Genomic DNA, 19,679 nt, shown 5'->3' with positions numbered 1-19,679 from the left:
TTTATTAGAAGCTTATATTGACGTTAGCCCAGTAACGGCGTCCATCTTCAACATCCCAGTTGCCACCGTTGGTATCGATTTTCGGCCCTTTTTCATTAGCAATGTTTAGTACTGCCAAATTGAGCTTGGTATTTTTTAGCATTTGATAGGTCATGCCTAAATCCATGGTGGCAAAACCGCTGCGATAACGTGTTGCTGTAGAACCATTACGTTGAGATGCCCACACTTGCTTGCCTTCATAATGAGCGCGAGTATATAAGTTTAAGTCTTCGTTATATTGCCAATCGAGTTTTGCGTTAGCAGTATGTTTTGGTGTTTTATCGAGAGGATAGCCTCTCAGTGATTCGCCACTTGCCAGTCTTTCTTCATCACTTTTACGTTCAGAATCAACATAGGTATAGTTCAAGTTCAACTTCCAAGCTTCAGCAAGTGGGATACCTGTTGCGACTTCTATCCCTTTAATATTAGCTTTACCCACGTTGTCATAGGTATAAAGTTTTAGACCTGTTAATGGGTCGTTCTCCCCTGTGTTATAACTGGTGAGTTTATTTTTAAAGTCTGTATTAAAGAAGGTAAGGCTAGCATTGAAGCCTGATTCATGGTCATAAGCGATGCTGATCTCTTCGTTAACACTTTTTTCAGGTTTGAGGTCGCGGTTACCGTAGATAATCCCTGCACCTTTTTCAGTCGATGTCCCATATGTCGGGCTGATTTCACGCAATGTTGGAGCACGGAAGGCTTGTGATACGCCCCCTTTAATGGTGATTTCATCCGTTAAATAATAGATGGCATAACCACGAGGGTTTAAGTGATTACCATAGAATTCATGGTGATCTAAACGTAGTCCACCCGTTAGGATCAGGTTATCTGTGGCCGTAAATTCATCTTCTAAAAACAGAGCATACTGATCGGCACTGAGAGTTGCATTAGTAATAGTTGTCGAACCTGTTGCCGACGTGTCTTTGAGTTTCGCTTTTTGGTATTGACCACCGACAGTAAGAACATTATCTGGTAGGAATGCAACGACCTTACCATCAACAACCGTATTGGTAATTTCAGGGACACGCGCTTCATATCTGAAGTTATAAACGCCTGTTTTAGGGTCTTTTGTTTCTGATTTGGTATTTCGCTTGGTTTGCTCTTGGTACACGCTTAATTCAGTTTTCACTACATCCCAATCACCTTTATATGTCAGTGCAAAATGGTTGCGGTCATTATGAATTTCCGTTTTGGTATTTGCCTGTTTAGAGGTTCCGCGCATGGTGTATTCTGCCAGAGATTTACCCGGTGTTGAGGTTCTTTCTTGGGTCGTTCTGCCCGCTTCGAATAAGAAGGTTTGGTTTTCGAGTGGAGTGAAGGTGAATTTTGCAGTCAGACTACGATTATCATTCTTGTTATGGCCTTCTACAATCTTATCTTCTTGGCGATAGTCTCCGCCACCATATAATTGTAGGCCTAATTTATCTTGAATCAATGGACCAGAGAGATAGAAATTACCATCAGTTGAGTTACCGCTATCACTGCTTTCTTGCAAAGTCCCACCCATTGCAACATTACCATGCCACTCATTTGAGACTTTTTTGGTGATAATATTGATAACACCACCCATAGCATCTGAACCATATAAAGAAGACATTGGTCCACGGATCACTTCGATGCGTTCGATGGCTTCAACGGGCGGCATAAAGCCCGCTTCAAAACCACCACTACCATTTGGGCGTGATTCACGGCTATTTTGTCTACGCCCATCAACCAAAATTAAAGTGTATTCGCCGGGTAATCCTCGAATATTAATATCTTGTTTATTTGCGCTACTACCCACGACACTAACACCTTCGACATCTCTGACGGCATCCGCTAAATCGTGAACGGGTTTATTTTGTAATTGTTCTTTAGTAATAACAGTAATACTGGCAGGCGCATCGCGTAATTGTTGTGAATATCCCGATGCGGTGACAATCATTTTATCTGAATCTTCTGCTGCAAATGCATTAAAAGATGAAATGGCGGCAATAACACCCGCCGCTAGCCGTGTGTAGTGATAGTGCGTAGACATAATATCCCTCGGTGAATGCAAATCTAAATCTAAATGTAAATGATATTGAGAATCATCTTCTGGCTGAATGTTACCACTTAAATACGGAGTAAATAAATATGTATTCGCGATTGATTTGATTTGATCAGTGTAAATAGATAGAGGTCACAGCAATAGAAGTGAAGGTAAATGAAAGATTCATCTCATACCTTGAAATGTTGTTGTTTGTACATGTAAATATGTAGGCCTCAATTCGAATTATTTAGGATATAACATCCTAAATGTAATATTGGCGTAATTAGCGAGAAAATAATAATTTTCAAATAGTTCGGCTATAAAATGCCATCTCGCTAGCAAAATATTAATTTCATAATTTACATAATTGACATTATTTATTCGCTATCCTAAGGTCGGTAAATCGTTATTACAAATTGCTGCCAAGAAGGGCATCCTCCAGTTATTGTTAGATCAGCCTAAGCCTTTCAGATGCCATTTTCACAATAACCAGAGAACAAAATGAAAATAGGTTATCACTTAGGAGAAAGAAATTGACGACGGAAACGGTACCAAAATATATCAGTTACCTTGGGTGGATTGCGACAATCACTGCATTTAGCATGTATGTGTCGTATATTCCACAAATCATGGGAAATTTGGATGGGAATAAAACTCACCCACTGCAAGCCGCAGTGGCATGTATTAACTGCACTTTATGGGTATGGTATGGTATTAAATTAAATAATAAACCCGTTGCCATTGCTAATGCACCGGGTGTTGTTTTTGGACTTATTGCTTTTGTGACCGCTCTGTAATTGAAAATGCGTAACCAATAGGCTACGCATTGATTCGAATTAAAGTTTAGTGATTATTTGGCTTTTTTAACCTGCTCGACAAAGTTAGCTTTAGCATCTTTTTTACAGGCTTCAAGTACAAGCGGAGTTAGAGTTTGAATACCATCAACATCCAGTACCGTATCTTCGACTTTATCTTTTTTGGTTAATAATTCACCGAAACCGACAGCGGTTGGATAGAAGCTATCATCAATTGCTAAAAACTCTTCACAAGTCCATTTAGCGAGAGGTTTGTGATCTTCTTTTTTATCGGCGGCCATCGCCGATAAACTGGTCACTGATGCTGCAATAAGACCAATAATAAAATATTTTTTCATAATTTCACCTTAATATTTAAATATCATTAAATGAATTGTTCAAAAAAGTTCTAATATTGTTTCACGCAATAAAGGTTTATTGCTTAATAAGCATAGACCATAAAAAAATTTAAACAAAGAGCGTAACTTGATGGTAATCATACGATTATTATCAATATGTCTTTTATGGGTTAATTATCTGGACTGATGTTGTATATAAGATGAATAATTTTATCAATCACAGGTATTTACGTAACTATACTTATTTCGATGGTTTTGAGTATTATCTGTATGTTAAGAAAATATTTAAAAATAGCAGGTATGCTTATTTAATAATTGAATCGTAATGTTCGTTTAACGATGGTCTAAATTATAAAATGATTAAGTTTTATTTAATATAAGTGGTTTTTACTTTTATAAATAGTATTTGCGAGTATACTTTTTAGTAAATAAAAGAATGTAACTATCTATTATGACTGGTAACAGTGTCAGTCGTTTCAACACCAAAAGGAAGAGAGTTGTTCGCTTGGATTTATTCGTTGTTCAGTTAACGAAGCCTAAGCTCGGGAGTTTCCTGTAATACAACATCCATTGCCTGATTTGGCAAGACGGAGAACTTTTTCTATGTCATTTACAAGTAAAATGTCCAGCGTTCTTACAATTTCTGAAGCCCCCACAACGAAACGGATTTTGGTGATCGATGTTGGCGGTACTCATGTCAAACTTTATACCGATCCCAATAGCTCTGCGATTGAGTTTGTGTCTGGGCATACCATGACGCCAGAACAATTTATTCAAGATATTCATCAGAATGTTGACCCCTCCATGTTCGATGGGGTCAGTATTGGCTTTCCTTCTCCCATTTCAGGTAATCGTATCTTAAAAGAGCCTGTTAATTTAGGGACTGGTTGGGTCGATTTTAACTTAGCAAATGCATTTCCTTGCCCTGTTCGATTGATTAATGATGCAGCAATGCAAGCCGTAGGCAGCTATGAAGGTGGCAGTATGTTGTTTTTAGGACTTGGCACTGGACTGGGCACCACATTAGTGGTTAATCAGCAATTACAGCCGATGGAAATAGCACATCTACCTTACCTAGAACACGATTATGAATATTATGTTAGTGAGCATTATCGTGAATCAGCCGGTGATGAACTTTGGCGGAAGAACGTTTTAAAAATTGTGGATTATTTTTATCAAGCATTAATGCCAGACTATATTGTGATCGGTGGCGGTAATATTCATCAATTTACCGATTTACCAGAGTATGTCAGGCGTGGAGATAACGACAAAGCCTTTCTTGGTGGGCTCAGAATTTGGGGAAATAACCTATGAATCAATCATCTATAAATCAGCTTCAACTTGGCTTTATTGGACTTGGGAGAATGGGTGCTGCGATGGTACGCCGTATCCAACAAGCGGGCGTTTCATGTGTTGTTTATGACCAAAATGCCGCTATTCGTCAGCAATTACCCGGCAGTGTTATCTTTAATAGCTCACTCGAAGAATTAGTTAAAAATATGAAGGCACCTCGACATATTTGGTTGATGTTGCCTGCTGCTGTGGTCGATTCTGTGATTGCCCAGCTCAAACCTTTATTAGAAAAAGGCGACACCTTGATTGATGGTGGAAACTCACATTTTACCGAAGATATTCGTCGTGCTAACGCATTGAAAGCAGAAGGTATTCACTATATGGATGTGGGAGTGAGTGGTGGTGTTTGGGGTGAAGAGCGCGGTTATTGCCAAATGATTGGCGGCCCAAAAGATCATTATGAATATCTGGAGCCTGTTTTCCGTGCATTAGCACCAGGAGCCGATGCTGCACCTCGTACAGAGGGCAACAAAGGAGAACCTTCCCCTGCAGAGCAAGGCTATTTACATTGTGGGCCTAGTGGGGCTGGTCACTTTGTTAAAATGGTACATAACGGCATCGAATATGGTCTGATGGCAGCTTATGCCGAAGGTCTAAATATTCTAAAGCATGCAGACCAAGGTTTAAATCCGGTTGCTGCCGACGCGGAAACGGCTCCTCTTGAGCATCCGGAATATTATCAATATAAGCTACCTGTTGGTGAGATCAGTGAACTCTGGCGTAGAGGTAGTGTGGTGGGATCGTGGTTACTCGATCTGATCGCCCAAGAAATGCACCAATCTCCTGATCTAGAAAATTATGCGGGGCGTATTTCAGATTCAGGCGAAGGTCGTTGGACGTCAACTGCCGCAATTGATTTAGGTGTACCAGCACCTGTACTGACAAGTGCGCTCTATTCTCGTTTTGCTTCTCGTGGCAATGACTTGTTTGCTGACCGCGTGCAATCTGCTATGCGTCATGCCTTTGGCGGTCACAAAGAAAAAGCTGCTGACCAAGGAGAGTCTGAATGAGCCGTCTTTCATTAGTCATTTTAGGTGCGAGTGGTGATTTGACTAAACGCCTATTAATGCCCTCTTTATTTCGCTTACATCGTTTAGGGCTGATCCCTGACCTGAATATTATTGGTTATTCGATCGATAAATGGGATCGTGATGCATTTTTGAAGCACATTCATGATTCTTTGGCAGAATTTATTGCTGATTTTAAAGAAACAGAATGGACCGCATTTAGTGAGCATTTGGATTTTGTCAGTGGCACACTCGAAGCTGATGCATTACGTGCACTTGAAAGCAAACTAACGCCTTCAGCACTCTTTTATCTTGCACTGCCACCCACTCTATTTGGGCAAGCGGCACAAGCTATTGGTGAAGCGGGCTTATCTGAAGAGAATGGCGATGATTGGCGACGTATTCTGATTGAAAAACCGTTTGGTACAGATCTTGAGTCAGCTAAGGTTTTACGTGAGCAAGTTCATTCCCATTGGGATGAAGCACAGGTTTACCGTATCGACCATTTCTTAGGAAAAGAAGCAACGCAAAACTTAATGATTTTCCGTTTTGCTAACCGTGTACTCGCGCCTGTTTGGAACGCTGAACATATTGAGCAAGTACAAATCACCTATGCGGAAACACTTGGCGTGGAAAATCGTGCAGTTTATTACGATCACTCTGGTGCGATGCGCGACATGCTGCAAAATCACTTGGTGCAATTACTCACCCTCACGGCCATCGAGCCATTAGGGCGTTGGGATGGTGAAATTTTGCGTGATCACAAGGTCGAAGTCCTAAAATCTGTGCGTCCGACTGACGACATGAATGCTAATGATTGGGCTGTTCGCGGCCAGTATTGTGCGGGAATGGTTGAAGGGGAAACAGCGGTTGATTACTGTAATGAGCCGGGTATTCCAATGGATACCAATACTGAAACGTTTGCTGCTTTACGGATTGAAATCGACAACTGGCGCTGGAAAGGCGTGCCTTTCTATCTGCGCAGCGGAAAACGACTGGCAAATAACTACGCAGAGATTGCGGTTCAGTTTAAAGCACCCGCGGGCGCATTGCCGGGGGGAATTGAAGTTGATAACAACTGGTTAGTATTTAGATTGGCACCGACAATGGGCATGGATATGCACATGACCGCAAAATTACCGGGTATGCACTTGAATACACACGGTATCACACTGACAGCTCCTTATACTCAGCCGGGGCAGTATGAAGTCTCCGCGTATGAACAGCTATTGATTGATGCACTTCATGGTGAACGTGCGCATTTCCTACGCTTTGATGAAGTTGAATGGGCATGGCGAATTATCGACCCTGCACTAAAAGCGTGGCAAAAAGGCATGCCTGACCTGTATAAAGCAGGAACACAGGGGCCAGATACGCAATCAAGAATTATGCGTAATGGGCACCAATGGCGTTCACTCTTCGAGCAGAAGGATAGCGAATAATGATAGAACCAAAAGCGCCTGGAGCACCGGGCAGTACAGCGACATGGACCAGTAGTGCAAAAGACATGGTGGGTACGGCCTTAGGCCAAGGGCGAGTTTGGTTCACAGTCGGTTACGGTATCTTAAATGAGGTCTATTGGCCTTCCTGTAGTACGCCACAAATTCGCGATTTAGGTTTTATTATTGCCGGTGACGATTTTTGGTCAGAGGTAAAGCGGGTTCATCAATACAGCTTAACCACACCATCATCGTCTCTGCCACTTCCCAAAATTGTTCATCAACATGAACGTTATCGGCTAGAAATTGAAATCATCACTGACCCAGTACGTGATGTTTTGCTGATTAATTATCATCTTGAAGGAGAAGGGCTAAAGTTATATCCGTTATTGGCGCCACATCTTGGTGGTGATGGCGATAACAATTGTGGATCAGTCACAGCGCAAGGACTTGCAGCAGAAAAAGAAGGGCGCTATTTAATTTTGGCGACTGAAAATGGTTTCTCCCGAGGCAGCGTGGGTTATGTTGGTAGTTCTGATGGATGGCAAGATTTTAGCCAAAATGGGCACATGAGCTGGGAGTATCAGCAGGCTGGCCCCGGTAATATTGCCATGATGGGAGAGCTAAGCCATAACTCAGGCGTGTTAGCGTTGGCATTCTCTGACACTGCACAAGGTGCAGCAACATTAGCGAATAGCTCACTGGCAGCAGGTTATCAAGAAGCGAGACGTCAATATGCTTATTTATGGGCTGCCTGGAATGAAACGGTTAATTTTCCCGATTTAGATAAATTACCAAAGGCGTTATCAGATGCGATTCGTATCTCTGTTGCGGTACTGAAAACACATGAAGGCAGAAATTTTCCCGGTTCGCTGGTGGCCAGCCTAAGTACTCCATGGGGCGACACGCATAAAGATGCCGGTGGTTATCACCTAGTTTGGCCGCGAGACTCAGTTGAGGTCGGTTTTGCGATGCTAGCTTGCGGTTTGATTACCGAAGTTCGCGCTATGTTGGCTTATTTGATTGCTATCCAGCAACCTGATGGGCACTGGATGCAAAATAACTTCACTGATGGACGTCCTTATTGGCAAGGGATCCAGCTTGATGAAGTAGCATTACCGGTTTTATTTGCCGCCAAATTGCATGAACGGGGATTACTCGGCGATATGCATGGTGCTGCCACTCATATGGCGCGCAAGGCAATCGCTTTTATTGCGCAATATGGTCCAGCCAGCCCACAAGATCGCTGGGAAGAAAACTCAGGGATCAACCCATTCACATTATCTGTTTCCATAGCAGCACTAGTGGCTGGAGCGAAAGCAGGTTTCCTTGAAGAAAGTGACAAGCAGTATGCACTGGATTTGGCTGATGATTGGAATGAGCGTTTAGAGTCGTGGGTATATGTCGCGAATACTGAGCTAGATAAAGAACTGGGTATTTCTGGGCATTACATTCGCCTCAACCCTAATTGCCATTCGGCACGCTTTGGTGATGTCACATTACGCAATCGCAATAATGAAACCATTAATACTCGTGCATTATTGGGTATGGAATATCTTTATTTGGTGCGTTTAGGGCTGCGAAAAGCGGACGATAAGCGGATTGAAGAAACGACTCGACTCGTTGATCAGCAGCTATGTGTTAACCTACCCGCAGGTCCCTATTATTATCGTTATAACGAAGATGGTTATGGTGAGCATGAGGATGGATGTGCGTTTGATGGTAGTGGTATTGGACGTCTATGGCCGTTATTGAGTGGTGAACGAGGGCATTATGCAGCGGCTCGCAAAGAAGATATTAAGCCCTATTTAAATGCGATATTGGCCTCAGCGAGTAGCGGAGGCATGTTACCTGAGCAAATCTGGGATAAAGAGAGTATTCCAGAGCGCGGTTTATTAACGGGGCGGCCGAGTGGTAGTGCAATGCCACTGATTTGGGCGCATGCCGAACTGATCAAACTGATTTATGTGCAAAAAACACAAGTTCCGATCGAGCAATTGAAGTCCGTTGCGGAGCGTTATAGTGAAAAATCCTCTGTACCACGCGCACGACATTGGCGCGATAGCCAGCCTTGTGGTGCAATACCAACCGATCGTGAATTATGGATTGAAGCACTAGAACCGTTTGTTTTGCATTATGGATATGACAATTGGCAAGACATTAAAGAGCAAAGTAGCCAGCCCCTAGGTTTAGGTTTATATGGTGTTGCATTGGACATTAGCGCTCTTGCTGGTAAAACAGTGCAATTCACCCGCCGCTTCGACGCATCTGGCTGGGAAGGACATGATTGGCATGTGGATATTAAAGCTTAACTTATCGATGAGTTGAGTTTGTAAGTAGGTTGAATATATCCACCTCCCATTAATTAAGATATACCAACTTATATAATACTCCCAACGTATCTTTGACTGACGTCGATGATACTGATTTTGGAATGGCAATCGTTGATGTAGAAATAGGAATAGGCTGAGCAAAAGCGAGAGGTAATACTCTTGCTTCCATAAAAAATCGTAATTTTGGTACAGAGATATAAACCGTGGTAATGGCGTCCCTGAATTTGTTCTGCTTATTGCGGTATTATTTCCTTTTAAGATACTTAATTTCTAATCCTAGTTTAGAAAAATAATATCAACACCCACATCCCCTGGGACATTTCGCCATAAACAACGCGCTAACCATTTTTGGATGTTGTCTTGCCCTTCAATCGCAATCCAAACCGCCGAAATCAACATCATAGCAAGCGCAACTAAGGTAATAGCCAGCCCAAGAGGGGACAGTGTTGAGGCAAAAATAATGCAAGTGAGCCATGCACCAGATGCTGCCGAAAGGCCATATGCAGCCATCAAACTAATATTACCTTTGTTCCATTCTTCTAGTGCATGGTACGAATCAAATCCAACCGTGACGATACCAGCAAATAAGCCCAAGCCCCGCCCAACCACTTTTGATGCAGCCTCTAAGGCTTTTAGCTGATTAAAGGCTCGCGCATTAAATACATTCGGGGTTTGTACAAAATCCTTGATCCCCGTTTCAAGTACCCCAAAGAATCCACCGACAGCCCCGGCAGCGCCCGCTACAAAACGGCTGTTTTCCTCTAATTGATCGTCGGTTAGCGTTTTTTTATTGCCAAAATCCGCCGACACCAACACCGCAACACCCTGTAAAATACTGGACAGAATACCGGTTCCCATTAACGTTAACGTTTTTCCTGTACCACTCGTTAATTGAGAATTCCACTGGGCTAAATATTTATCAATTTTCATTGCTTGTTTTTTAGTGGTGCTAAGTAATATGCTAAAGGAATAATGAACCCTTCATTCAATTTATGTATTAACTAGGTTGAGATAACCCCGCACAGTAATAAAGAAAAAAATCATTACTGTGCGATTCATTCAACGATCAAAATTTATCAGTAATCCCAACGATTCAAGGTTGCCCTTGGCGTATCAGTGCATAGCGATTCAGTAACTGCTTAAAATGATTATCAATGCGCTGATACTCAGATTCAGCAACTGAACCCTGTTTTTGCAATTGTTCTAACAAGCGCAACTCCTCTTCTAGAGGCAGACCTTGATTAAAATGTTGTCGCGCATTGAAAATCACGGTTTTTAATTCAGAGCCAGTGATATAGCTGCGAGGCTTCCCATCAAGGCTGTCTAATCGCAGACTTAATGCATTGAGTTGCGCCATGCCTTCTGACCACTGATTAAGACGATTTACGGGCAGAGCATTGGTTTGCATACCTTGTTGCCACTGTTCGCTTAACGTCTTGATTTCGTTGTTATCGCCATACTGTTTAGTCAGATAATTCACCATATTTAGGCCGTATTGCTGTGCCCAAATGGGGGAGAGTGATTCAAGCTCAAGCAGATAATGGTCAATCGCAGTGACATTTTCGGTTGATAACACGGCAGGATTGGCTTTATCGGCGGGTAGCTGTTGCTCAAGAATTGACTCAGTATGATGTGTAAACTCAGGCACCGTTGGAAGTACTTGTTCAATAGCGTTTGCTGTTTTCCATGGCGATAACGTATAGAACGCTGCGGCACCGGAAACGCCAGAGATCAGTATTCCAACCAAAAGGCCAATACCTAAGCCCAAACCAAAATGCCGTTTAGGTGCAACTTCTGGTGGTGGTGAATTTGGAGCAGCGTTAGGCGTTATCGTGGCATTGGCCTTGATGGAAATTGGCGTAGCCGCAGTTCGGACATGAAATGTCGATGGCGACGATTTAGGTATATGCAATGGGGTTGGCGGCGTAAAACTACTGTCAGGCGCATCTGTATTTTCTAGTTGTCTCGCGTGGGTTGTCAGCAAATTTTGCAGACGGTCAAGCTGCGTGAGATGCTTTAACTCAAGTGTTTGTAGCTGTTGACTAATCTTCGCGAGTGTTGATTCTGCTTGATATAGTGTCGCTAAATCTGCATATACGGGGGTAATACCGCGTAAACCTGCGATTAATTGTTGGCTCAAGGACGATAGAATTTCTACTCTTGCATGGGTTTGTTGAGGCCAAATCACTTGCCAATGTTGGCTCAATAAAATTTGGATTAATGATAACCCTTCGTTTAACCCCTCAATCCCTGCTTGGTGCTGGCGGATCAAGGCAAACCAAGCCGCAGTTTGGAGGTCAGCCCCATTTTGATTGAATAAAGACAGGCATAAACCATGAGCTCTAGCCCAATCAATATCAGGGCGAGCAGGGTGAAAACGTTTATTAAGTTCTTCTTTTAATGCAGCAAAATCACTGAATGTTCGAGGGTCACCACCGGGGCGAAGTGTTTTTAAATCAGAATTCATAGCAGTCTCACAGAATATCAATATTGGCCTAAAAAAAGATTAAGATTGGTTAAATTGTTTTTTTAGGTGATGAAGTAAAATGCGTCCATCCGGAACAAATTCAGTACCATAGCGGATAAGTCCTCGCTCATGGAGCTCGACATCTAATGCGTAACGTAGCGTTCCAAACTCATTTTGTGGAAGTAGCACAATCGAAAGTGATTTTATTCTGGGCTCGTATTTCAATAAGGCCGTGGATAGAACGGTCATCATATTGTGAGCTGAGCCAGGTAATCCCTGAATAAGTTTACTCATGTCAGGTAAACCATAATCCGGTAAATGGTCGATTGTGCCTGCGCGTGAATTCAAAATGCGGCGAATATTATCCATCACAGAGAGAATGAACTGATCTTCCTCTGGGATTGTCTCGATGGGCAAACCACCCGAGAAATAGCCAGTTAGCATTTCATATAAGGAAGGTTGAGCCATGGTTTATTTTTTCTCGAGTGGAGTGAGTGTCATGGTATTTTCAGAGAGAACGAGTCGACGCGGGTCATCCGGCAATAAGTATTTTTTAGGAATAACAACTCGCCAATTATCAGTGATCAGATCAGGGTTATTAAACATAACCGCGATAGCAACATATTCTGCGCCATCTTCCATTGGTATATCGAACGAGATAGCTTCCCCAGGGCGAATACGAATATCTTTTTGTGCTACCAATGTTGATTTAAGGACTTCGCTATCTTTAGCAAATAAAGAGGGATAGTCGCTGTCATTGAAGTTATCTGCTGTTTTTAATTGATACACGCGAATGATTGTGGAGAGTGATGTCCCGTTGTCATCGGTGTTTAACGCCTCACGTGCGACAAAATCTAAATGCACAACCTTGATTTGTTTATAGAAAATAGATTTTGCAATATTACTCGTGCCATCACCAATAGTTTGCGTTAACCCACAACCTGTCAGGCTTAAAGCCGCTATCAGTAATAATAAGGTTGTACGTGAGTATCGAGTGGAATAAATTGATTTCATCGAGAGGGCCTTATTTTTAGAATCGGTAGTTAGCATAGTCATCACTTTGTTGACGTCGATATTGAGGTTTGAGGCGTAGGTAGTGACCTAGAACCAGCGTAATTTCTGTATTGGATAAAGTATTTGTTGGAGTAGAAGGGCGCATAACTGCTGTTCGCCCTAGCTGCACGCCTTGATGAGATTTGGCGCTTAACGAAGCATCCGGCAGCAAGGCTCTCGGAAGTGTTAAACGTAAACGTGCATTTACTCGTGATCCCAAATACACATGCAGTAGCGCCATTAAATCTTGATAAATTTGCCCGTCTGGCAACCATCCGTGGGCTTCAGTTAAGTCATCAGTACGTAAGGTGATCAGCACTTGGCTATTAACATCTGTCGCGTATTGACCAAGAACAGGTTTATTTTGCAACGTGGTTGGGTGCTTACAGGATAAAACCGTTGGATTTTCCAGTTCAATTCGCCTCGGGTCATGCGCTTTTACTTGTGCCTGAGTCTTCGGGGCTAATAATTTAACCAGTGAAATGATCCCTTCAGCCGTCCGTGTTGGTAAACGCAACGTGCCTAATAACGCTAAAAACCGTGAAAGTGGTGCTTCAATGTGATTTGCACATCCGGGGATACCTAAACCTATAAGCCCATATAAGTATTGTGACGTTTCATCTTCTCCCCCTTTGGCAAAGGTGGCAGGATACGAATATTTACGCCAGATACGATAAAACTGTGTGGTCAGCCGATGGTTGAAAATATCGAGAAAATCGGTCAGCGAATTTGTACCATCGCGCTGTTGGGCAATATCATCCAAATATGAAGTTGGAAGTGGCGAGGTGATGCCATACAGCCCTAAAAAGGTAGTACGAAGACTGGGAATATTGCTATCACGGTAGCTGTCATCCTGATCAATACCTTTAATTTCGGTAACAGGAAATCCCATTCCACGATGCGGACGAAAACGAATCGGGTCATGTTTCGGATCTTGCGTGCTGCCTAGTGGCGGTATTTGTGGATTAGTATGCTCAAGTAATTGGCAAAGACGATAAAAATTGATGGAGGAAATTTTATCGCCAAGTTCTTCAATTACCGAGGTAACTGAGGATTGTGATTTTCGGTCCATTGAAGGCGTTTTCCTGAAGGTAAAATTTGCAGTGTTAATTGATTAAAAAGATGAACATCAGTGTAGAGTTCAAAGAAACGGTTGAGCATCTCACCAAATAAATGGATATCACCCTCACCATTAAACCCATTACTATCTAGCGTTATCTCAATGTCGATGCCGCGTTGTAAAAAACCTTTCTCGAAGCGCTCAATTAGGTGATGTTTGACTTGAATAATGCCATCCAATTTGCGGCTGTTCATATCATCGTTGCGCCAATCATAAAGCGCTAATGTGCCTCGTAGAACTTCCGCGTTATCCATCATATTGAGGAAACTTGAACCTAAATGGCTCAGCACGCGCCAATGGAATCGATCTTCCGCGGGAGGATAGCTCGGTAACGTCGGTTTACACAGATTACGTACTGTGAGCGGGACTTGTACGGTTTGCTCGGTTCTATCCAGCAACGTGCTTTGTAGTGCTTTACGTGGCAGTTGCCCATTGGTACCTGTAAGTTGAAGTGAGAGTGTTTCGCTTTCTAATGTTGCATTAGTATTGCGACGATCGCCCCCAAGAATCAGCCATGTATCATGTAGCCCAGTCACACCGCGCTTTACCCTAGTATGATAATAATTTTCTGGTGCATTATGACGAAGCATGCCACCGCGATGACGGAAGCTAGTAAAGGGCACATAGTGAATTTTGTCATCACGTGTTGAGCCATTCACATTATCGACAGAATAGATTTCGGTGTGCCCATCTTGAATACGACGTGGACGTAGCAGATATTCACTCTCCAATCCATTAACGGTTAACGGGTCTGCTTCCACATTAAACAGGTTTATAACAGGCGAGCAATTCAGTTTTAGGTTATCGGTATTGAGGGGTAAGTCGTTATCCCATAAGGTATTTAATACAATATCGAGTTCGAATTTAGGGGTTGTTACTGGAAAAGAAATATCACCAAGCCCATGTAAATTCACAAATAGGAATTTTTCGCGAAATGAAAAATATTCGAGAAGTAACTGATAACCGCTAAATGTACTATCACCTTTAGGCCACAGACGGTCATTTTCAGCAAATCCACCGGGTGAAAAATAGAGTGGAATTGCAATCCGATCAGGTGATGAAGGTAATTTTAAATAGGTTGCAGCGACCTGTTTAGTTAATGCTAAATGGAGAGCATATGAGGTCGGAATATCCCCCGCTAGATAAAACGATAACGTATTGAGATCAACTTGTGTCCAATCAATCATTTCACTACATTCAAATTGTAAGCGGATCACTGAGCGCCCATCGGGTTCAGTTGTCAACTTAACCGTTGAAAGTGTAAATGGGTTTAACTGAATATCTCTTGTGGTTCGGTAACGGCAGACTGTTTTTTTCGGGCCAATTGGGCGCGAAAGCACTTCAAAATTGGCAGGTAGATTGTAAGTTATCTTCATGTTTTCGATAAAAGGTGATAACTCGACGACAGATAACGATGGGATAGTCTGTAAATAATGTGGCCACAATAAGCTAACTAGTCCTTCGGTAAGTTCAGGTAAGTCATCATCAATTTTTTGACGTAATTGCCCCATTGAAAAAGCAAAGCCTTCAAATAATCGCTCAACAAACGGGTCAGGCGTACCCGCTTTATCTAAGTCGAGCATAGCTGCGCGATCGGGGTGTGCTTGCGCAAACTCTTTGGCGGCTTCACGCAGATAACGCATCTCGGCATCATAGTAACGGAGGGTTAAATCATCCATTGTTCATTCTCTGTTTTTCTTTGAAAGATTAAGGGTACAAAACGAGGGCTCGAACTGGATCTAAGCGAGTTAATTCCGCTAATAAATCCGTCATTTGTTGCTGTAAACCTGCCTTATCGGCGGTATTACGCTGTGTTTTGTTGCGTAACAATTGCAATTGGCGTGCTTTAATTTCAAAAATATAGTGAGGCTCCCAGTCCGATAGACTCATCTGGTTAGCTGTACTGTCTAATTCACGCAATAAATTGAAGGCGAGATCATGTCGCGAAAATTGTTCAGCGACGCGTGCCATTACCAGATGTAATAGCCACTTTTGTCTTGGGCTACGAATATCGGGACGATTTATTAACCAAGCTAACGCGGCTTCAACGCCTTCGCTATCGGCTTGGGTAAGGGCTTCTTGCTCTAGCGCAAGTACAGACTCTTCATCGGCTTGAAGGGCATGTTGTGATGGCAAATCGTGTAACGAAGAGTGATTTTCTTCGAGGATATTCTGTTTAATCCAATTGAGTGTCACTTCGTCTGCAAAGGGGGTACCATCTTCCCATGCCAATGACTCTATACCGGGTAAACGAGTGAGAAATTGCTTCAAATCTGATGCTATCATCTCCGCCCAGCCATCCCATGGTGCTGGCGATTTGCTCAATGCTTGATGTAAATACCATTGCAAGTCCAACCAAAAATGGTTAACACCTTCAGCGAATAATCGATCTGCTTGTTCCGTTAATTCCAACCAACTTTGCTGCAAGTACAGACGTTTTAATTGAGCTCTGGCATCAGTTCGCGGAGGGGTTAATCGGGTACAGCCTTGCTGGTTTTGAGGTGGGGATTGATGCAAAGTATCCCAGCGAACCGATTTCATTAATCTATGGCCTGAAAGCCAGCCGTTGGGTTGACTACGCAGATAGTTTGCAAGCACTTTAGCTTGATCAAGTAATTCACGGCCTGACTGAATTGGTGCTAGTGAGCCGTTTTGCCCCGATGAAAGTGCAGATGTTGTACGAGTACCTTCGGAGGAACGTATATTTTGTGGAACTAAGCTATCCGCACCACCAGATTGCGCAAGACGTTTTTCTAATGCTCGTAATAATGGTGCTAACTGTGGGCGGCTAGATTCATCCCAAGTTGTAAATTCATCAAAGATCGTGCCCAGTAATGCCACGATACGTGAAAATTCATTGCGATCCACTTCAGGGTATAGCGATAAACTGTCTAAGACACGTTGACCCGCTAACCATTCAATCGCAGATTTACGGCTATTTGGGCGGGCAGGTAGCAAAGTGTCATGATAGCGACTGATCAATCCTGCCAGTAGTCCTAGCGAATCTGCCAGACCATTTTCGCCTTCTTTATGTAATCGAGCCCAAATGTAATACGTGACTACGCGGACATCTTTACAAGTCGTGGTCAGTAATTTTTCTGCAAGAGAACAAATGAGTTCGGTATCAGCGCCCGAAAGCTTATTAACTTCTTCTCGCATCCGCTCGAAGTCATCATCATAGCCGGGATCTTCGCCCACTGGGGATTCAGGTGTAATGGGTAATAGCCAGCGTTCCCATAGCGCGATTTGCTGCTCGCTCAGTTGAGTCGCAGCTTGCGGATTATCAGGAAAACAGGTTGTACGTAATGAGGTCAATAAGGGCATAACAATATTTCCTGTGGGATCTAATCAAAAAAGATTTTGTCGGGTAACACAAAGTTGCGCAGTTTCAGTAAGGCTAATGGGCCATCACCCATTTCGGTGCGTAACGTATAATTGAGGGAATAGCCCCCTAACGTTTGCCAGTCAATCGAGTAGCTACTGGTGCTGCCCGCGTAAGGGCTGACAGTGGCGGTTTCGAGCAATCGAATAAATCCCCACACCCCACGGTAATCCCCGTATAAACGGGTGCCGGTGGTGGTGGTCATCCAACTGAGGGTCGCGCCTGAAGCAATCGTGTCCGCCGGCCACGCAAATCGCTGCCACTGAGATTGCTGGTTATCGTAGGTGAGCGCTTGCTTATCAATCACCAGTTGGGTCTGCATGATGTTCTTGCGGGTACCCGGTCGCATTTCAAAATAGAGACGGGCTTCACCATTGGCGAAGGCGACATCCCCCAAATAACTCAGTGTGTTGAGGGCGTTTAAAAATTCAGGATTAAAGCGCAGCCCTTGTGCGTGTGTACTGTTTGGCACCCAACGGTTGCCCTCTTTGCGTAACACCCCTTGCAAGCGTGTTTCTAAAAAGCGTTGAATACGCCCATTGTCCGGTCGCAAATATTGCGCCATCAGGGGTAATGACACTTCACTTTGGGTATTTTTCAGCGGATAGCGTCCCCCAAACGCGGCATTCCATTCGTTGACCACTGCACTTTGCCATTCACTGTTAATGCCTTGGGCGGTTGGGGTGAGCAACTGTTGCCATGCTTGCGTCATCGGGTCAACCAATAAGGTTTCGCCCAACGCGTTCCATTCTTGCCCCAGACTGGCGGCAATCAAACTGCCGTAATCGCGGGTTTCAGACAGGTCAACGGTTTTGCCTTCAAAAATACTGTTAGCCAGCGCTTGTGACATGGCTTGTGGGTCGGTGGAATTGACCACTTGCTGCAATTTCAATCGCACGCGGGTGATACGCGTGAGGTAGGTTTGCAGATTCAGACTCTCACCGGCTTGTGGCGAAGTGTCGGGCTCGACAAAGCTAATCAGGGGAGCAAACACCGCTTCAAGCGGGCCGGAGAAGGCGGCTTTTTGGTTAATCACCGGTTTTTGTTCTTTATTGAGTAACTCTTTGGCCGAATTCACAAATGACTCGGTGAGTTTTTCTTGCTGACGTCCGGTTTTACCTTGATAGGCCACGGTGTTCATCAGGGCAATGAGAGGGGATTGGCGCACATCACTCATCAACGTCAGTTGGTCGATGGTGTCGGATAAATTCTCGGTGTGACGCCACTGCAAGGTGTTGAGGAAATTCAGCCAGCTGCCGGAAAAATCAGCAAAATAGCGGTCAGTCAACCGCTGTTTGAGTTGCTCAGGGGAGATGTCACTGTCGATAGCCTGTTGGTTATCGCTGAGCACCCAATCAATCTCATCACGACGCGCGGCCACGACCCGATTAATGGCCGGTTCAATCGATTCCTCCCACGCCTTACGGGTGAAGATACCGGGGATAAATTCGGTGGTGGTCAACAGAAAACTGACATCGGTCTCGGCAGTCATGTCATCCAGTGTCATGTCTGCAAAATTGTGTTTCGCTTGCTGGAGAATGTTTTGATACAGCGCGGATTCGCCGCTGCGTTGACCAATCTGCCGAATGAGCAGGGTGCGACTCCCGCTGATTAAGCTACGATTTGGGGAAATCGCCCAATCAGGGTGTTGAGGCAATTGCTGGGCATAGAACAGTAACAGCTCTTTGCCGAGGGTTTGCCACTCGCCATCCGCCACGCCGGTGCGCTGGGGCATAATGGTGAGTACGGTATCGACAAAAAACGTTGGCTCCATGCGTTCAGGGGTGCTCATCATTAAATAGGCTTTCAAAACCTGATAAGTGGCTTGTGAGGCATTGGCACGCGCTGGGCTATCCGGTGGCAGCTCGGCGAAGGTTTGCAGCTGCTGTGCCAGTTGTTGTCGCACGTGCTCTTGCAGTAACGGTAAAATCGTCTGGTGATAGACCGGCCACAATTGGGTTAACAATGCGTCGTTGGCGTTGAGCCCAAAACGCAGCCATAGCGGCACCGAGGTCTGTTCACGGTGGTTGAGCAACCCGAGTATTTGCTGAAAATCGAACTGGGCTTTCAGGCGTTCAGTGTCAGTGAGTGTGCTATCGGCAGCCACGGCAGCATGATGCTGACTGTCGATAACGAGCTGGCGATTGGCCAGATAAGAGACCACCATGCCTATTCCCCAGACGGTCATGGCGGTGGCGGCGGTGTATTGCACCACGCGCTTGCCATTGATACCCAGCGAGGCGGGTTTTAACGTGCTGGCGAGTGCGGATTGCGCCTCAAGCCAACTTTGCCAACGGCTCTCGGCCTGCCAACTGTGGGCAA

At 44.1% G+C, this 19,679-nt stretch carries 15 protein-coding genes; 5 read left to right on the top strand and 10 right to left on the bottom strand.

The features are described 5' to 3' along the window. Positions 1–4: 4 nt before the first annotated feature. Positions 5–2,056 (bottom strand): TonB-dependent receptor domain-containing protein, encoded by a 2,052-nt coding sequence (locus tag OOA_RS15370; protein ID WP_008913083.1) that lies wholly within the window; start codon positions 2,054–2,056, stop codon positions 5–7. A gap of 527 nt (positions 2,057–2,583) precedes the next feature. Between OOA_RS15370 and OOA_RS15365 the strand changes: the two genes are divergently transcribed. Beyond that, positions 2,584–2,847, top strand: coding sequence for a SemiSWEET family transporter (locus tag OOA_RS15365; protein ID WP_008913082.1), 264 nt, complete (start codon positions 2,584–2,586; stop codon positions 2,845–2,847). A gap of 53 nt (positions 2,848–2,900) precedes the next feature. Here OOA_RS15365 and hdeA read toward each other — a convergent pair whose 3' ends face one another. After that, positions 2,901–3,203 carry an acid-activated periplasmic chaperone HdeA gene (gene hdeA / locus OOA_RS15360; RefSeq protein ID WP_008913081.1) on the bottom strand — a complete coding sequence of 101 codons (303 nt, stop codon included), beginning with the start codon at positions 3,201–3,203 and terminating at the stop codon, positions 2,901–2,903. 603 nt (positions 3,204–3,806) lie between these two features. On the opposite strand from hdeA, the gene OOA_RS15355 reads away from it, so the two are divergent. Genes OOA_RS15355 through OOA_RS15340 form a run of 4 tightly spaced genes read left to right on the top strand, consistent with a single transcriptional unit; the run spans position 3,807 to position 9,314 of the window. Then, positions 3,807–4,517: an ROK family protein gene (locus OOA_RS15355; protein WP_008913080.1), complete on the top strand. Its 711-nt coding sequence runs from the start codon at positions 3,807–3,809 to the stop codon at positions 4,515–4,517. After that, positions 4,514–5,566: a phosphogluconate dehydrogenase (NAD(+)-dependent, decarboxylating) gene (gene gnd, locus OOA_RS15350; protein WP_008913079.1), complete on the top strand. Its 1,053-nt coding sequence runs from the start codon at positions 4,514–4,516 to the stop codon at positions 5,564–5,566. Before OOA_RS15355 ends, gnd begins: the two co-directional genes overlap by 4 nt. After that, complete coding sequence (gene zwf, locus OOA_RS15345; RefSeq protein ID WP_008913078.1) at positions 5,563–7,005, top strand: glucose-6-phosphate dehydrogenase; 1,443 nt, start codon at positions 5,563–5,565, stop codon at positions 7,003–7,005. Before gnd ends, zwf begins: the two co-directional genes overlap by 4 nt. Then, on the top strand, positions 7,005–9,314 hold the full coding sequence (locus OOA_RS15340) for a glycoside hydrolase family 15 protein (protein ID WP_008913077.1): 2,310 nt from the start codon (positions 7,005–7,007) through the stop codon (positions 9,312–9,314). The genes zwf and OOA_RS15340 overlap by 1 nt, the downstream gene beginning before the upstream one ends. Before the next feature lie 297 nt (positions 9,315–9,611). Here the strand turns inward: OOA_RS15340 and OOA_RS15335 are convergent, their stop codons facing one another. The 8 genes from OOA_RS15335 to OOA_RS15300 form a co-directional block, all read right to left on the bottom strand. Beyond that, positions 9,612–10,265 (bottom strand): hypothetical protein, encoded by a 654-nt coding sequence (locus OOA_RS15335; RefSeq protein WP_008913076.1) that lies wholly within the window; start codon positions 10,263–10,265, stop codon positions 9,612–9,614. A gap of 163 nt (positions 10,266–10,428) precedes the next feature. Continuing rightward, positions 10,429–11,802 carry a VasL domain-containing protein gene (locus OOA_RS15330; RefSeq protein WP_008913075.1) on the bottom strand — a complete coding sequence of 458 codons (1,374 nt, stop codon included), beginning with the start codon at positions 11,800–11,802 and terminating at the stop codon, positions 10,429–10,431. 39 nt (positions 11,803–11,841) lie between these two features. After that, positions 11,842–12,270 (bottom strand): type VI secretion system baseplate subunit TssE, encoded by a 429-nt coding sequence (gene tssE, locus OOA_RS15325; protein WP_008913074.1) that lies wholly within the window; start codon positions 12,268–12,270, stop codon positions 11,842–11,844. Between the two features lie 3 nt (positions 12,271–12,273). Then, the gene (gene tssJ / locus OOA_RS15320; protein WP_008913073.1) at positions 12,274–12,816 is read right to left on the bottom strand and encodes a type VI secretion system lipoprotein TssJ; all 543 of its coding nucleotides are present in this window, start codon (positions 12,814–12,816) and stop codon (positions 12,274–12,276) included. A 16-nt stretch (positions 12,817–12,832) separates the two neighbouring features. Further along, positions 12,833–13,927, bottom strand: a complete 1,095-nt coding sequence (gene tssG, locus OOA_RS15315) for a type VI secretion system baseplate subunit TssG (protein WP_008913072.1) — start codon at positions 13,925–13,927, stop codon at positions 12,833–12,835. Beyond that, complete coding sequence (gene tssF / locus OOA_RS15310) at positions 13,891–15,654, bottom strand: type VI secretion system baseplate subunit TssF (RefSeq protein WP_008913071.1); 1,764 nt, start codon at positions 15,652–15,654, stop codon at positions 13,891–13,893. The genes tssG and tssF overlap by 37 nt, the downstream gene beginning before the upstream one ends. A 28-nt stretch (positions 15,655–15,682) precedes the next feature. Next, positions 15,683–17,299 carry a type VI secretion system protein TssA gene (gene tssA, locus OOA_RS15305; RefSeq protein ID WP_008913070.1) on the bottom strand — a complete coding sequence of 539 codons (1,617 nt, stop codon included), beginning with the start codon at positions 17,297–17,299 and terminating at the stop codon, positions 15,683–15,685. Positions 17,300–17,319: 20 nt separating this feature from the next. Continuing rightward, positions 17,320–19,679: ImcF-related family protein (locus OOA_RS15300; protein ID WP_008913069.1), on the bottom strand; the 2,360-nt coding region annotated here is incomplete at its 5' end.

The organism is Providencia burhodogranariea DSM 19968, from assembly GCF_000314855.2.
Classification (GTDB): domain Bacteria; phylum Pseudomonadota; class Gammaproteobacteria; order Enterobacterales; family Enterobacteriaceae; genus Providencia; species Providencia burhodogranariea.
The sequence above is the reverse complement of the archived record's forward strand: the minus strand, read 5'-3'. Positions and strand labels throughout refer to the sequence as shown.

What these genes read in the sequence shown, in the direction of transcription:
- OOA_RS15370 (WP_008913083.1), bottom strand. Translation starts at nt 2,056, where the DNA reads ATGTCTACGCACTATCACTACACACGGCTAGCGGCGGGTGTTATTGCC.
- hdeA (WP_008913081.1), bottom strand. Translation starts at nt 3,203, where the DNA reads ATGAAAAAATATTTTATTATTGGTCTTATTGCAGCATCAGTGACCAGT.
- OOA_RS15355 (WP_008913080.1), top strand. Translation starts at nt 3,807, where the DNA reads ATGTCATTTACAAGTAAAATGTCCAGCGTTCTTACAATTTCTGAAGCC.
- gnd (WP_008913079.1), top strand. Translation starts at nt 4,514, where the DNA reads ATGAATCAATCATCTATAAATCAGCTTCAACTTGGCTTTATTGGACTT.
- zwf (WP_008913078.1), top strand. Translation starts at nt 5,563, where the DNA reads ATGAGCCGTCTTTCATTAGTCATTTTAGGTGCGAGTGGTGATTTGACT.
- OOA_RS15340 (WP_008913077.1), top strand. Translation starts at nt 7,005, where the DNA reads ATGATAGAACCAAAAGCGCCTGGAGCACCGGGCAGTACAGCGACATGG.
- OOA_RS15335 (WP_008913076.1), bottom strand. Translation starts at nt 10,265, where the DNA reads ATGAAAATTGATAAATATTTAGCCCAGTGGAATTCTCAATTAACGAGT.
- OOA_RS15330 (WP_008913075.1), bottom strand. Translation starts at nt 11,802, where the DNA reads ATGAATTCTGATTTAAAAACACTTCGCCCCGGTGGTGACCCTCGAACA.
- tssE (WP_008913074.1), bottom strand. Translation starts at nt 12,270, where the DNA reads ATGGCTCAACCTTCCTTATATGAAATGCTAACTGGCTATTTCTCGGGT.
- tssJ (WP_008913073.1), bottom strand. Translation starts at nt 12,816, where the DNA reads ATGAAATCAATTTATTCCACTCGATACTCACGTACAACCTTATTATTA.
- tssG (WP_008913072.1), bottom strand. Translation starts at nt 13,927, where the DNA reads ATGGACCGAAAATCACAATCCTCAGTTACCTCGGTAATTGAAGAACTT.
- tssF (WP_008913071.1), bottom strand. Translation starts at nt 15,654, where the DNA reads ATGGATGATTTAACCCTCCGTTACTATGATGCCGAGATGCGTTATCTG.
- tssA (WP_008913070.1), bottom strand. Translation starts at nt 17,299, where the DNA reads ATGCCCTTATTGACCTCATTACGTACAACCTGTTTTCCTGATAATCCG.